This is a genomic window from Moorena sp. SIO3E8 (assembly GCF_010692445.1).
Taxonomy (GTDB): Bacteria; Cyanobacteriota; Cyanobacteriia; order Cyanobacteriales; family Coleofasciculaceae; genus Moorena; species Moorena bouillonii.
On sequence record NZ_JAAHHM010000152.1, the window covers coordinates 1 to 13,999 of the forward strand.

Genomic DNA, 13,999 nt, shown 5'->3' on the forward strand with positions numbered 1-13,999 from the left:
TATTCCCATTAACGGGTTTGTACAGGTCAATGTGTTTTGACCAGTCATGGTCTTTACCATTTCGCGTCAGACTTGGCAAGTCATTTTTAGGATTGTGGGTCAGTTCAAGACTCTCACCAGTGCTACCAATCCACTGCACTTTACCGATGGAAATTTCCTGTAAATCTAACTGACTTTTTTTCTTAACTGCCTGTTTGAAATCCTCATAGTTACCATGAGATTCCTCTTCTGCCACTTCTAGAGCAAAGCCAGCATAGCTATTGCCTAGGGGTGTTGCCTTCAGAGTTTTTTCCTGACTATAGAGCTGGGCGAATTTCTGGTTCGGTATAGCCACCTCAGTATAGGTATCCAAATTAATCGAGCGAATCGCTAACCAGGTTTTTTCCAGTTTAAAGAACCAAATACCGTCTTCTATTTCTGCTTGAGCCGTCTTAGGCAATTGGAAAAAGAATGGTCTATCCTTTGCTGGTCTTAACCAAAGAACTAGGTTACGGTATTGCCCAACTTGGTCTCCCTGATTTTTTCCTGGCTTCACCCAATCACCACCAGTATTAGCAACAAAAAAATCCACACCCCGCTGTTGATTGTATGCCATTAGCTTGAACGGTCCGACATCACCATCGGGGAATTCACCCGCCAAACTCCCCAACTGATAGGTATGACCAAAAAAGGTGGTTTCCCAATATCCTGGTTTATCCTCACCTCCAGGTTTCCAATTTTCGTAGACTGGTTTACTCGCCAGGATTTCCACAGGCTTCTGAAACTGCTTACGAGCTAACTTTACCACCGCCTGGGGAGGTCGATAGGCGCTAGTAATTACGTGAATCACATCCCGTTCTGGCTTAGGATTGACTAAGGTAACATCCCCAAAATAAAGCCAGAACAGACGGGCAGCACTGGCTCCGTAGACCACATTACTTTTGCCGTAATCCCGCTTAGTCGGTCCACCAAAACCACCTCGATAATATTTCACTGCTGCCGCCGCTGACATCCAATCTAGAGCCGCTTTGGCCAGTTGTTTCACCTCCGGCTCCTTGGCAAAGTCGTAGAGATTTAGGTAAGCCGCAAAGGTGTGACCATGGTAAGTCTCTGAGTCCCACTCTCCCATACCAATATTGTAGAGCGCCCAGACATAGCGCTGAATTTTCTTTTTATACAGACGCCTAGTCTCTTCATTTCCGGTTTCCTCCGCCATCAGATAAACGGCAATTTCTCGCATTGCCCGGAGATTGTCCGTGTTGCGTCCATCCACCCAACTTCCTCGCACATCGGGTCCCCAACCATCACCACCTTTTCCCTTACCATAAATGGGGTGAGGACGTCCATTGGGGTCTGTTTCTGTCCAGGTTTTAGCACCATCAAACATTCGTTGTTTGTAGGTCGGGTCGAGAAATTGCCCAAAGAAGAAGTATTTTCGGATTTGTCCCTTGAGGGTGAAAGCGTAATAGTAGTCAATACCCTCAGTGTGTTGGTTATCTTCAGCTTGGGCATCTTCTGATTGCAGAAACTCTAGGGCTTTCTCCCGATTGCCAACAATAAAATCAAACATGGCATAGGGATAAGACCGCTTCTCATTTTCCCCGTAGTTGTTGCCATAACCTTTACCACCGTAGTACTGAATGGCCTGGTTGGCTCGCACCCAGAATTCTGATTCTAATTCAGGAGTCCACTGATTCCTATACTTGGTCGCAATCGGTAAGGGTTCAATATGAATTAGATCAGTAACAGATCTGCTAATAACTGGTTTAGCTTGTAGCGCTGGTGCCGTCGGTATAACTTGGTGAGTACAGCCCAAGATAGCACCAGCGACAAAGAAAGCATTGCTTAATAATGGAATGATTTTAAGAGTGAGGTGGAATGGGCATCTTGGTGGAACTGGCATCTTGCGTAGAACTGGCATCTTGCCAGTTTCAATAGATTTTCGCGCGGGCAGGATGCCCACTCTACTGCTATTCATGGGAAGATTCAGCCACCCGACAAAAGAAGCTACTAGTAAGTGACGAGATTTCCGAGATTTCACCAGATTTCACCAATTGTAGCGATTGGCCTCAATTCTTACACAACAACCAACACTGTACACCTGAGCGTCAACCCTAAATTAAACATCGGCACTTCACAATTTTTAATCATGGGCAATGGGGCTCAGAACGCCCAGGGATTCATACATTCAGGATATATTCATGTTTGATTTAGTATTTGCTCGCAATTTGGCCACTACATTAATCATACTCACTCTGTTCATTCTTAGCTTAGACAAGTTGTATCGGCAGGATCAAAACGCTGGAAAACCCCAAAGGGTAAAGCACATGGAACACGCCCTTCGAGTCGGATTTGCCCTCAAAGCAACTCAATTCCGTTGAGATTCCCTGAACTAGGTGTGTAATAGGAGCCAGTTCCCTAGTTCGACCCAAGTTACTGGTTTCTCAGATGGCTGTGAATATTAGTAAACAATAAACCGATAGTAACCATGGATAAGGCAACTACGTAATTATTCGTAGGCCCTTATTGCGAGTGGCTGAGAGATTTCCGAGATTTTGCGGATACGGTTTACTGTGATTTCCGATTACTCTTGTATATGGTAGTTTTAACCTTTTGCTGCATCCCCCTGGGGCACCCAACCGCCCATCAGGGGTTTTTTGTATTCAGTGTGGCTAAATTTTATGAGTTATACTATGCTGTAGTCTTAACCGTAATTGAAGGAGAGAGCAGTGGGTAGTAGGAATCGGGTTTTGATAATGTCTAAATTAGGCTAACCGTCCCTACCCAGTCTTATCCACTCAACTCAAGGTCTCGCAACGTTACTACACTTTTAATAATCTGCAAAAAATTCAAGCTAGACTAGTAGTAGCCTATAAAATACCTAAATTTTTCCATATAAAGGACAATCCATTTTAAGCTTTTTAAGTTTGTTAGCCCTATAAGTCAACTGAAAATGTGATATAATAGTGTTTGATTTGTTTTTAAACACTAAAACAATATCTATAAAATTTTTATGAAAATAATTAAAATACCACTAATAATCAATTCAGGAAATAATAATTCAATTTTTTTGGATAATTTTACTATAAAAAAAAACTTGTTTAATTTTTATTAAAGCTTTTTTAAAAAATAAAAAAAAATCGGTAAATCCCATCATAAAAAACACTAAAAAAAACCGGTTCAATAAATACTAAAAAATCGGTTCAATAAATTATAATTGAAACGTGATAAAAATCAGCAGGAGAATGGGTGGATTCTTACCCATCTTCCCCATCTCCATAAATCATCTCCCTACAGGTGCAACGCTCCAGATCTATCTGTGGGGAGTCGTCAAACCTAACCAGTGCTGATGGTACACACCCCACTAAAAACGAGAATTACGGGCTTGCTCCATCAATTGCTCAGCCCTACGTCCCCACTGGGGATTACCTTGGCTATTGTAAAGGTCTCTAGCATACTGCAAGACTTGCAGAGCATCACTAAATCGGTTTTGGCGCAGAAATACTACACCAGCAGCATAATAGGCATTAGCGTAATTCGAGTTAGCTACCGCTGCTTGCTGGAAGGCTGCCAGAGCACCATCCAAATCTCTCTGAGTAAATAAAATTCCCCCGATATTGTAGTGGGCTTCGGGGTATTTAGGATTGATTTTGATCGCTTGCTCAAACGCCTTTTTTGCTTCCTCTAGCTTGCCCTGTTGCTTATAAATCAGTCCCAAATGATATGCCGGTTCGGGAGCATTACGGCTAAATTGCATTGCTTGTTTAAATGATGCGATCGCTTGTTGGGGTGTTCGCAACTGGGACATAACTAAACCCATGTTATAGTGAGCAACACCGAGTAATGGGTCAAGTTCCAGAGATCTTTCTAGATATTCCCGTGCCTGAGACAAATTCTTTCCTTCCAACAGGGCAGCCCCTAAATTAGCAAAGGCTAGAGCAAATTCTGGATCGGTCTGGGTTGCCCGATAAAAGGCATCGGCTGACGCCTGCAATTTACCAACCTGCCGCAATGCTAGACCCAAGTTGTAGTGTGCTGGTGCTAGCTTGGGATTCAGTTGGGCTGCCTTTTCGAACGCCACGATCGCTTCAAGTACCTTACTCTGTTGAATTAATGCCAGTCCTTGATTAAGTTGCTCAAGGGCTGCGGGTTGAGTGGGTTTGAGTGCTGGTAGATACTGAGACTGGGCGATTAGTCTAGTACTGTAACCGTAAGGGCGAGTAAGGGGATGATGTCTACTCAGTCTCCCTGGTGAATCATTCAGATTATCTGGGTTAACCCCTAGGGCGTGGGAAACTAGTGGCTGTGTCAGCACCAACAGCGAACTCACTCCTAGGCAGAAATAGCCTCTGGCAGTGACTTTTCTGTTAACAAAGATTAAGTTTAATGGGAACAAATTTTCCTTAAGATTTTTGAAACATTTTTTTTTATAGTTGTTACGTGTATTCATATTTTTTTAAAATTAGTGACCTAGAGTTATCTTACTTAACAGTTTTAGTAGTTTACATTACAAGACATTGCAAGTTCGATCTAGATCAGACCAAATTAAGCTAATCTCACAACCAGATAACGTTGATCCCATCTCAACAAAACTTATGCATAAACCAGTAGTCAGGAGATAAGTAGGTAGAATGATTAGGTAAGAGAAGCGTTGACATGGCATGTTTTAACAAACTCACCTCCCTACCCGATCATCCCCTTAATGCTCCGCTTCAATGCATAAGTCCAATTGAAATAATTTGGGGGTAAATTATGAACGGCAAAGTGTGTAAAGCCACCCGTAATGTGGCTATTGTTGGTCCGTATCTCAGTGGGAAAACCACTCTACTCGAAAGTTTGTTGTCCGTTACTGGTACGATTTCTCGCAAAGGCACAGTAAAGGAAGGCAACACCGTCGGTGATAGTGCCACCGAGGCCAGGCAACGCCAAATGAGTGTGGAGGTAACTGCCGCCAGCACCGAGTATCAAGATATCTGCTTCAATTTTATAGACTGTCCAGGTTCCATTGAATTTGCTCAAGAAACCTACAACGCCTTAGTTGGTGTGGATGCGGCTGTAGTGGTTTGTGAACCAGTAAGCGATCGCGTCCTGACCTTAGCACCCTTATTGAAATTTCTCGACGACTGGGAAATCCCCCACTTAGTCTTTATTAACAAAATGGATCGGTTTGAGTTGACCGATGATGCTAATGGTAACTCCTTACGATCCGTCTTCGATGCCCTCAATTCAGTTTCTACTCGCCCCTTAGTACTGCACCAATACCCCATTGGTAAGGGAGAACACCTCACCGGTTTTATTGATTTAGTCACCGAGCAAGCCTATCTTTACCATCCTGAGGCCCCAGCTGATCCGATTCCACTGCCAGAGTCATTGAAAGAGGCAGAACAGCAAGCACGCACAGAATTACTAGAAACCTTAGCAGATTTTGACGACCACCTCCTCGAAGAACTACTAGAAGAAATTGAGCCACCCCAAGAAGAAATTGTCCAAGACCTGAAGATGGAATTGGGGGCCGACTTGATTGTACCGGTATTTATAGGTGTTGCTCAGCAAGATTATGGTGTTCGCCCCTTGATCGATGCCCTACTGCGAGAAGCACCAACCCCAGAAAGCACCGCTGAGCGTCGGGACATTGCTGGTGATGAATCAACCACGGTGGCACAGGTACTCAAAACCTATTACACTCCCCAAGGTGGAAAACTCTCCCTAGTGCGAGTTTGGCAAGGTAAACTAACCGATGGCATGGTCTTCAATGGTGTCCGCGCCGGAGGCTTATACCGTATGTTTGGTCACCACACTCAGTCAGTTTCCCAAGTATCTGCTGGTGACATCGTTGCCCTGGGACGCTTAGAGGGTATTAAAACTGGTCACACCCTGACCACGGATACGGGTAATCCAGAGATTAAATTACCAATAGCTGAGGCAAGCAAACCAGTCTATGCGTTAGCCATTACTCCTCAGAAGCGCAAAGATGAGGTTAAGTTGAGTGGTGCCTTAACCAAGCTGCTGGAAGAAGACCCATCTCTGGTGTGGGAACAACATGGAGACACTCACGAAATCATCCTATGGGGACAGGGAGATATTCATCTTCAGGTTGCTCTAGACCGGATGAGCCGCAAATACAACTTACCGATGACCACTCACTTACCCCGAGTGCCTTACAAAGAAAGTATCCGCAAATCCACTACCTCTCATGGGCGCTACAAGCACCAAAGTGGTGGTCATGGGCAATATGGTGATGTCTACCTTGATATCCAACCCTTGTCTCGGGGTGAAGGGTTTAACTTTTCGGAAAGCATTGTCGGTGGGGTGGTGCCAAAGCAATATATCCCTGGTGTGGAGATCGGAGTCAAGGAATACTTGTCCCACGGACCGTTAGGCTTCCCAGTGGTAGATGTGGCTGTTACTCTCACCAATGGCTCTTACCACTCCGTAGATAGTTCGGAACAGGCATTTAAACAAGCAGCACGGCTAGCTATGACCGGTGGCATGCCCAATTGTGAGCCAATGTTACTTGAGCCAATTATGTCTGTTGGGGTCTATGCACCTCAGGAATTCACCTCTAAGGTGCTGCAATTGATCACCGGTCATCGGGGTCAAATCCTGGGCTATCAGACCTGTTCTGATTGGACAGGATGGGATTGTGTTTCTGGCTATATCCCCCAGGCAGAAATGCAGAACTTGATCATGGAATTGCGATCGCTTACTCTAGGGATCGGTTTCTTTAACTGGACCTATGACCATCTCCAGGAAGTGCCAGGTAAGCTAGCTGATCGGGTGCTGGCAACCACTGGCAATGGTAATGGTAATGGTAAGAGCTAGGTGAATCGTCTTAGGGGTTAGGTGTTAGGTGTTAGGAGTTAGGTATTAGGTGTTGGGTTAATGGTTAATGGTTAATGGTTCTAGTACTTAAAAACCATTACCGATCATGCCTAATGCCTAAACCGATCATGGCTAATCCCTAGGGAGAGGCTACCCGCTGGAGTTTTTCAATAATAAAGGGAAGTATCAAAATCAGTAGTTTGATTGGCCAAGGAACAAAAAATAGGCTGACAAACAGACAAAGTAAGGCTGTTATAGCTGCAGCCACTTTGACGATTTCCTCAGTAGTCTTAACGCAAAGGTATATGGCTACTGAGGCGATCATTAAAGTCATCGATAAGGGTATAAGCATAATTATTACCTCAACTTTTTCCGCCATAATTACCTAACCTAGCATCAGGGTTATGGAAAACATAGCAGTTGAGTCAGGTCGCCCCGTCTAGGCAACAGGGGGGTGCTGACCATCCAACACTGCCAATTAGCAGAACTTGATCCCAGATTATTCTCCTAGAGACTACACGATCGAGAATGGGATTTTCGGATACTTACCTAAATTCTGCAACCTTGGCCTTGGTTTGATTCACCTCAAGATGCACCTCAAGTAGCGGCTCCTAGCTCCCATCCCATGGTGCTACAGCAGCAAACCCTGGCAACGATGAAGCCAATCCCTTGTGGAGTCGGAGTAGAGCGATTAGCCGTAGGCCACGCTAAGCGAAGCTTGATTTTGCTATTAAAGCGATCATGCTATCATGCTTAATCTCAGGGCAATTGGAGCGTGCCATTCAGTTTAGCTTGGCTTTAAGGAATATTATACAAAACCTACACATAAATCATACCTTTAGCTAACGCGATAACAAACTTTAATCTTCTTTATTAATTCGCCAACTCGTTAAGTAAAAAGTTGGTAATTCATCGAGCTTTACCCAATTTAAGCAACTTAAGAAGTTATACGAACTTTTAGATATTTTTTTTTTTGATATGGATTTGCATACTGAAAATAAGCAATCCAGTTCAATGTGGCCAAACAATCCCCGTTACGACTGGGTGCATCTCAATGCATGCTATTTGACGCGGTGGTGCGTTACGGGACGGACTGTCCCAAAACTTGCTATGGCTTGCGTCTTGGCGAGCCCGTCCCTAACACACCCTACGCCACTTTTTTACAAATATGAGATGCACCCGTTACGACTAGCCTCTCTTACCCCTTAGCCTGATCAAAATAGAATGACTAAAAAATTACTCACTAAATTAACAGTTGCTACCACCAGCCTAACCTTAGTCACCTTAGGAACTACCAGCAGCGCACAAGCAACAAGCTTAACTGGACTGATTGAATTTTTGACTAATGGATCAGGAAGTACAGGTTTAGCTGTTTGGGATACCGGTGCTGATCGCGATTGGGACTTGTTCGTTACTAACGATGGGGAATATGGTGATTTCATTAATGACCCAACTACTCGCAAGATCGACTTTGAACTAACAAAAGGTATCCATACATTTACGATTTATGGTGATGGGAGAAGCTTTCTTGGTAATCAAAGTCATTACGGTTTAAATTTGTTTTTCAATGGAGAGACCACCAATCCAGGGATTTCAGTCTTTGGAGCCTTAGCTCAGTCCACTGACTCTGATCCAGACTTTTTACCCAATAGTAGTGGTTCAACTCGGGGACTGGATGGAAGTATTGTACCAGGCTCAGGAACTCTGTCCTTTATCGATGGTTTAACAACCGTGACACTAACTGACTATATCTATCAAGCACCAAATGTTCAACAGAAAAACCGTGTTAGTGAGCGGAGTATAGGTCCAAATCGTTACTTGGACATGGTCGGAGAATTTACATTAAACGTAGAAACTAGAAATATAGACAGTAAATCTGTCCCTGAACCGGTTTCAGTGCTAGGTCTGCTGACAGTGGGTGCATTCGGTGCTGGTGCAACCCTTAAGCGCAAGAAGAAACAGCAAGCCTAAGCTCGCCGTCTCAATAAATTAGCAATCTCAACAAATTACCAAACTATATAGCAGTTCTCAATTGGGTATTGAGAACTGCTATAATTTGTACACAATCTATACCTAAGCCATACCTTCTGCAAACGCGATCGCAAACTTTCGTAAGCCTTACTAAAAATGTAGGCTAACGGAATTTGATATAACACACCGAACTCTTGACTAGCTCCTACCCCATCGAGATATTAATCATTTTAAATAACGAAGTAGGCCAAGCCAAAGAACGAAGCAATTAGGATTTCAGCAAAAGGGTAATGATCGTTTGGTTGGCTTCTACCCATATTTTTGATTACTGACCCGGTATTCTAGCAGTTTTCTATGGTTATATCACACTCAGGTTAGCAGCCAAGAATCATCTAGGGTGCAAAGTAAATGGCCATTTTTAACTCACAATACCTGATCGATATTCAGGAAGGATTAGGATTTGCGGAACAATTAGTGTTTTCCAACACAGGGCAATATCTGAGTGATATTCAAAGAGCAGTTTTGCAAAAATCCTGGCAAGGGCAACGCAAAACCTATGACCAAATCGCTCAAGAGTTAGGCTATTCAGCAAGTTATATCAAGCAGACCGTTGCCCCTAAATTATGGAAACTGTTCTCAGAGGCACTAGGGGAAAAAGTTAGTAAAACCAACTTTCGTAGTGTACTCGAAAGACGACAGGTCAATCAAGAATCGAGTCATACTCAGGAGCTGCTTGGGGTATTGAGACAGGGACTAGAGCCTTACTACAAAGGGAAGGTGCAATCTACAGCTAGCGAAGAGATCTCAAATGTTCCTTATGGGAACCATCCCAAATCCCAAATCCTCAATCCTCAATCGCAGCAGTTGGAATTACCAGAAGGAAGAGTTCCTTTAACTTCCCGATTTTATGTCGAGCGAGTCCCCTATGAATTTAGGTGTTACGAAGAGATTGTTAAACCAGGAGCTTTTATTCATATTAAAGCACCCAGACAGATGGGGAAAACATCCCTGATGGTGAGGATTCTGGCTCATGCAGAAACTCAGGGTTACCAAACTGTGCGTTTGAACCTTCAGCCTGATTTAGCCGTAGCCTTTGAAGCAGTGGTTAGGGCAAAAGTTCCAGTGGCCTTGGAACAGGTACAGGCATTTAAGTTGTACAGTATGGGGGCTGGTGAATTGGTCAGACAATCAAGTGATGGTTAGCTGCAATTTGTATCAGCGATACTTTAGCAATCGCTTTCATAGCCATAGCGCTACGGGCTGGGAATAGGCAAGAGGCATGCTAGCAAGAGGCATGCTAGCAATAGAAAAGCCAAGTTTGACAAAGCTTGTAGCAATTTATCCCTCACCATTATTTGTAAATACCCAAGCGCGTATTGCTATAGTAATCGGAAATATTGCTATATAATCGTTACTGTTCAAGGCCCCCCGATAGCCTGCAGAACTTAAACAAATATCTGGCAGTAACATTATGACCTCTTGCCACAATACCACCACCACTGTCATTGAAGAATCCAAAGGGGTTAAGCGAGTTGCCTTGCTAGGAATGCCCAACACGGGCAAATCAACCTTCTTTAACCGTATCACAGGTACCACTGCTCACGTTGGCAATTGGCCCGGCATTACTGTAGATCTACTACAAGCTAATGTCCAACTCAATGGCGAACCTACGGAATTCGTAGATTTACCAGGAATTTATGACCTCAAGGGATTTTCTGATGATGAGAAAATTGTTAAAACCTTTTTAGAAAATTTTGCTGTTGATCTATTTATTCTTGTTCTCAATGCTTCCCAAATTGATAGTCAAATTCGCTTAGCATTGCAGGTAAACTCCCTAGGTTTACCGGCAGTTGTGATGCTGAATATGGCTGATGAAGCTAAGCAATATGGAGTTAAAATAAACACAGAACTATTATCCGATAATTTGGATATGCCCGTGTTCCTCATTAGTGCCAAATACGGAGACGGCTATATGAGGGCATACCTAGAAATTTCTAAAACTTTAAAGGCACAAGAACAATCGATTAATATAGATAATCTAAAAACTCGTTTATCTGAGCATAGCTCTATCTCCACTAAAGAGATAGATTCAGTCCTCAATGGTGCGGTAGAAATGCCCTCTGAGATGGCAGTCAATTTAACCGCCAGGATTGATAAGTTACTGCTGCATCCGATATTGGGATTACCTTTGTTTTTCTTAGGAATGTTCCTGGTATTTTGGGTAGTTTGGACTGTGGGACTCCCCTCTCAAGACCTGATGGATAATATGACTGGCTGGATTCAAGGTGCGATGATTGAGCCTGTCATCCAACCCTTACCCACAGTGGTTCAAGACTTTTTGATTAATGGGATTTGGAACGGTTTAGCTACCGTTGCTTCCTTTGTACCATTAATTGTGCTGTTCTTTATCTTAATGGCAATTCTAGAAGATAGTGGCTACCTATCCCGTTCTGCCTATTTAATGGATATCTTTATGGAACGGTTGGGGTTAGATGGTCGCAGTTTTGTGATGCAAATGATGGGATTTGGCTGTAATGTTCCAGCATTAATGGGAACTAGAGTTATGCGATCGCAAGCCTTGCGACTGCTAACTATGCTAGTCATTCCTTTTGCTTTGTGTGCTGCCAGACTCCAGGTATTTGTCTTTATCATTGCCGCTGTATTTCCCCATGGTAACGGGGCTTTAGTATTATTTTCCCTGTACCTACTTAGTTTTGTAGCCGCCATTGTCACTGCTGCTCTTTTCCAAGGAGTCTTTAAAAACGAGGAACCCTTTATTATAGAATTACCCCCTTACCGAATTCCGACTATCAAACAAGTCTTACTGAGAGGATGGGGAGAAGTCAAAGAATTTTTGCAACGAGCATCTGGGTTTATTACCTTTGGCTGTGTTGCTGTTTGGTTCATCACGAATTTACCGCCAGGAGCGACAGGATTGGATACCATTGGCGGGCAAATTGGACAATTTTTAAGTCCGATCATGAATCCCATTGGTATTAATCCCCATTTAACCCTAGCCTTAATTTTTGGTTTTATTGCTAAAGAAATTGTCATTGGCTCTTTAGCCGTAATTTATGGACTTAACTCCCTGGCTGTTAGTCAGCATATAACTGATACAGTGACATTTATCCAAGGATATAGTTTTTGTATCTTTTGCTTAATCTACACTCCCTGTTTAACTACTATTGTTACCTTATTTAATGAGGCAAAATCATGGAAATTTACCCTATTTTCCTTAGTGTTTTCCTTAGGCTTGGCTTGGGTAGCTAGCTTGATATTTTACCAGGGAGCTTTAGCACTCGGATTTCATTGAAGATATAGCACTTCTCAATTGGGTGAGGTACAAATTTCTGGGTTTTAGGGAGTAGGGAGTAGGGAGTAGGGAGTAGGGAGTAGGGAGTAGGGAGTGGTAAAAAAACCTGTGTACCTCACTCGTGATGGGAATTGCTATAAAAATTAAACGGGAAAAGTTAAATGGTAAAAGTTAAACGAAAAAATGGGGATTCCCCCTTATCCTCTCTGAGCAAGGCAGGCACGAACATGGGCGTTAACAAATGACCTATGACAAAAGTATTATTTTTTACAGAAAAATTTATTTTTCGTGGTATATGTGTCATGCTGGTCTTAGTCAATTGGAGTGGTAGCCCCAGTAAGGGGCTGGGAAAATGCAAAAAATCGAGGCAATTATCCGAGCCTATAAGCTCGAAGACGTCAAAATCGCTTTAGTCAATGCTGGTATCGTTGGCATGACCGTGTCTGAAGTTCGGGGATTTGGACGACAGAAAGGTCAAACTGAACAGTATCGCGGTACAAAGTACAGGGTAGACTTTCTTCCTAAGGTAAAGCTAGAAGTCGTTGTTGAAAATGGCTTAGTTGACATGGCAGTAGAAAAAATTCTCGCTGCTGCTCACACCGGTAAAATCGGCGACGGGAAAATTTTTATCAGTCCCATTGAGCAAGTTGTCCGGATTAGGACTGGAGAAAGGAATTTAGAGGCTGTTTAATCTCTAATCTGCTTGAGCTTGTAGCTTGTAGGGTGGGCAAAAACAGTTTGGTTCAAATGAGTATTAATGATTAGATTACTTTGCCCACCCTACTTGAATTGGTCTAAGTGCTAATGGGTAATGGGTAATGGGTAATGGGTAATGGGTACTTGACGATTACCCATTACCCTTACCCAAAAATCCAGGGACGATTTGCTAAGTGATTAGTAGGAATTAGTTGGAATTAGATTCGTAAAACATTGATTTGCTCCGATCGTACACTGGCCAATCGTCGTTTTCACCACCAATAATTAATTTTTCAATCTCCACATATTCTTTGGCAAGTTGCCGCAGAGAATTAATTAAAATATCAAGAGCGATCGCATCACTAGTTCCTAAATCAAACCAGCAGCGCCCCCAAGTGCCTTCATACTCAAACTCGCCCTGATTATGCATCAAGGCCATTAAACTCTTTTCCGCTACTCTATCATCATATTCCATGTAGCTGATTTCTAGGCCAACCTCTTGCACCGGTAGGTTTTCTGCATCAAATCCTCCTAATTTCCCTAATAAAAACCAGGAATTGAACAATTCTTCCACATATTCCTTTTCCCGATAGGAGGGAACAGTGCTAAATTCTATCCAAATCCACAAATCAAATGGGTTAAACTCACGAAATATAATTTGCATATCGTTAGGGAATAGGGAACAGGGAATCGGGAATCGGGAATCGGGAATCGGGAATCGGGAATCGGGAATCGGGAATCGGGAATCGGGAATCGGGAATCGGGAATCGGGAATCGGTTAAAAGCAAATATTTTAACAATAACTAAGTTTTAGTTATTACCATAAATCCCTACTATCCGAGAGTAAACTTTTGATTAATCCTGAATTTTTTCCAAAAACTATCTTATCACAATTTTCAACTAGTTGTGAAAAATATAGTTATGAAAAATCACCAATAGTGAGAGAGGGAGCAGGGAGCAGGGAGTAGCGATGGAGCGCGCTCTTGGAGTTCCAGTTGCTTATCTGACTCCCCATCTCCCCATCTCCCCATCTCCCCATCTCCCCATCTCCCCATCTCCCCATCTCCCCATCTCCCCATCTCCCCATCTCCCCATCTCCCCATCTCCCCATCTCCCCGCCCCCACTCCTGTGGTTCCCTCAAAGAGTATAACTAATTATTGCTCCTACTACCCAATCGTTATCCTGACTTTACCATTGTTTTGATGTCCGCATATTTA

13 protein-coding genes are annotated in these 13,999 nt (G+C 43.2%); 7 read left to right on the forward strand and 6 right to left on the reverse strand.

Translation table 11 applies throughout. The features are described 5' to 3' along the window. A partial coding sequence (locus F6K46_RS33360) for a hypothetical protein (protein ID WP_293117790.1) occupies window positions 1-2,020 on the reverse strand: 2,020 nt, incomplete at its 3' end. A gap of 160 nt (window positions 2,021-2,180) precedes the next feature. Here F6K46_RS33360 and F6K46_RS33365 point away from each other — a divergent pair. Further along, window positions 2,181-2,360, forward strand: coding sequence for a hypothetical protein (locus tag F6K46_RS33365; RefSeq protein ID WP_293051274.1), 180 nt, complete (start codon window positions 2,181-2,183; stop codon window positions 2,358-2,360). Between the two features lie 836 nt (window positions 2,361-3,196). Then, window positions 3,197-3,319: a hypothetical protein gene (locus F6K46_RS33370; RefSeq protein WP_293085507.1), complete on the forward strand. Its 123-nt coding sequence runs from the start codon at window positions 3,197-3,199 to the stop codon at window positions 3,317-3,319. A 24-nt stretch (window positions 3,320-3,343) separates the two neighbouring features. Here F6K46_RS33370 and F6K46_RS33375 read toward each other — a convergent pair whose 3' ends face one another. Next, window positions 3,344-4,309, reverse strand: a complete 966-nt coding sequence (locus F6K46_RS33375; protein WP_293051277.1) for a tetratricopeptide repeat protein — start codon at window positions 4,307-4,309, stop codon at window positions 3,344-3,346. A 422-nt stretch (window positions 4,310-4,731) separates the two neighbouring features. On the opposite strand from F6K46_RS33375, the gene F6K46_RS33380 reads away from it, so the two are divergent. Continuing rightward, window positions 4,732-6,801 (forward strand): elongation factor G, encoded by a 2,070-nt coding sequence (locus F6K46_RS33380; RefSeq protein ID WP_293051280.1) that lies wholly within the window; start codon window positions 4,732-4,734, stop codon window positions 6,799-6,801. 139 nt (window positions 6,802-6,940) lie between these two features. Here F6K46_RS33380 and F6K46_RS33385 read toward each other — a convergent pair whose 3' ends face one another. Beyond that, window positions 6,941-7,153 carry a hypothetical protein gene (locus F6K46_RS33385; RefSeq protein ID WP_293051283.1) on the reverse strand — a complete coding sequence of 71 codons (213 nt, stop codon included), beginning with the start codon at window positions 7,151-7,153 and terminating at the stop codon, window positions 6,941-6,943. 872 nt (window positions 7,154-8,025) lie between these two features. Here F6K46_RS33385 and F6K46_RS33390 point away from each other — a divergent pair. The 4 genes from F6K46_RS33390 to F6K46_RS33405 all read left to right on the forward strand — a co-directional run bounded on the left by F6K46_RS33390 (window position 8,026) and on the right by F6K46_RS33405 (window position 12,776). Next, window positions 8,026-8,772, forward strand: a complete 747-nt coding sequence (locus F6K46_RS33390; protein WP_293051286.1) for a PEP-CTERM sorting domain-containing protein — start codon at window positions 8,026-8,028, stop codon at window positions 8,770-8,772. Window positions 8,773-9,180: 408 nt separating this feature from the next. Next, complete coding sequence (locus F6K46_RS33395) at window positions 9,181-9,975, forward strand: AAA-like domain-containing protein (protein WP_293051289.1); 795 nt, start codon at window positions 9,181-9,183, stop codon at window positions 9,973-9,975. Window positions 9,976-10,243: 268 nt separating this feature from the next. Beyond that, the gene (feoB, locus tag F6K46_RS33400; protein WP_293051292.1) at window positions 10,244-12,085 is read left to right on the forward strand and encodes a ferrous iron transport protein B; all 1,842 of its coding nucleotides are present in this window, start codon (window positions 10,244-10,246) and stop codon (window positions 12,083-12,085) included. A 352-nt stretch (window positions 12,086-12,437) separates the two neighbouring features. Next, on the forward strand, window positions 12,438-12,776 hold the full coding sequence (locus tag F6K46_RS33405; protein WP_293017509.1) for a P-II family nitrogen regulator: 339 nt from the start codon (window positions 12,438-12,440) through the stop codon (window positions 12,774-12,776). 213 nt (window positions 12,777-12,989) lie between these two features. Here F6K46_RS33405 and F6K46_RS33410 read toward each other — a convergent pair whose 3' ends face one another. From F6K46_RS33410 to F6K46_RS33420, 3 genes are all read right to left on the reverse strand, one after another. Further along, on the reverse strand, window positions 12,990-13,445 hold the full coding sequence (locus F6K46_RS33410) for a DUF3531 family protein (protein ID WP_293017508.1): 456 nt from the start codon (window positions 13,443-13,445) through the stop codon (window positions 12,990-12,992). Between the two features lie 4 nt (window positions 13,446-13,449). Beyond that, window positions 13,450-13,581 (reverse strand): hypothetical protein, encoded by a 132-nt coding sequence (locus F6K46_RS33415; RefSeq protein WP_293051295.1) that lies wholly within the window; start codon window positions 13,579-13,581, stop codon window positions 13,450-13,452. Window positions 13,582-13,710: 129 nt separating this feature from the next. Next, complete coding sequence (locus F6K46_RS33420) at window positions 13,711-13,860, reverse strand: hypothetical protein (protein ID WP_293017506.1); 150 nt, start codon at window positions 13,858-13,860, stop codon at window positions 13,711-13,713. Window positions 13,861-13,999: the final 139 nt, after the last annotated feature.

Coding starts and splice junctions, on each gene's coding strand:
- F6K46_RS33365 (WP_293051274.1), top strand. CDS start 2,181: ATGTTTGATTTAGTATTTGCTCGCAATTTGGCCACTACATTAATCATA.
- F6K46_RS33380 (WP_293051280.1), top strand. CDS start 4,732: ATGAACGGCAAAGTGTGTAAAGCCACCCGTAATGTGGCTATTGTTGGT.
- F6K46_RS33385 (WP_293051283.1), bottom strand. CDS start 7,153: ATGCTTATACCCTTATCGATGACTTTAATGATCGCCTCAGTAGCCATA.
- F6K46_RS33390 (WP_293051286.1), top strand. CDS start 8,026: ATGACTAAAAAATTACTCACTAAATTAACAGTTGCTACCACCAGCCTA.
- F6K46_RS33395 (WP_293051289.1), top strand. CDS start 9,181: ATGGCCATTTTTAACTCACAATACCTGATCGATATTCAGGAAGGATTA.
- feoB (WP_293051292.1), top strand. CDS start 10,244: ATGACCTCTTGCCACAATACCACCACCACTGTCATTGAAGAATCCAAA.
- F6K46_RS33405 (WP_293017509.1), top strand. CDS start 12,438: ATGCAAAAAATCGAGGCAATTATCCGAGCCTATAAGCTCGAAGACGTC.
- F6K46_RS33410 (WP_293017508.1), bottom strand. CDS start 13,445: ATGCAAATTATATTTCGTGAGTTTAACCCATTTGATTTGTGGATTTGG.
- F6K46_RS33420 (WP_293017506.1), bottom strand. CDS start 13,860: ATGGGGAGATGGGGAGATGGGGAGATGGGGAGATGGGGAGATGGGGAG.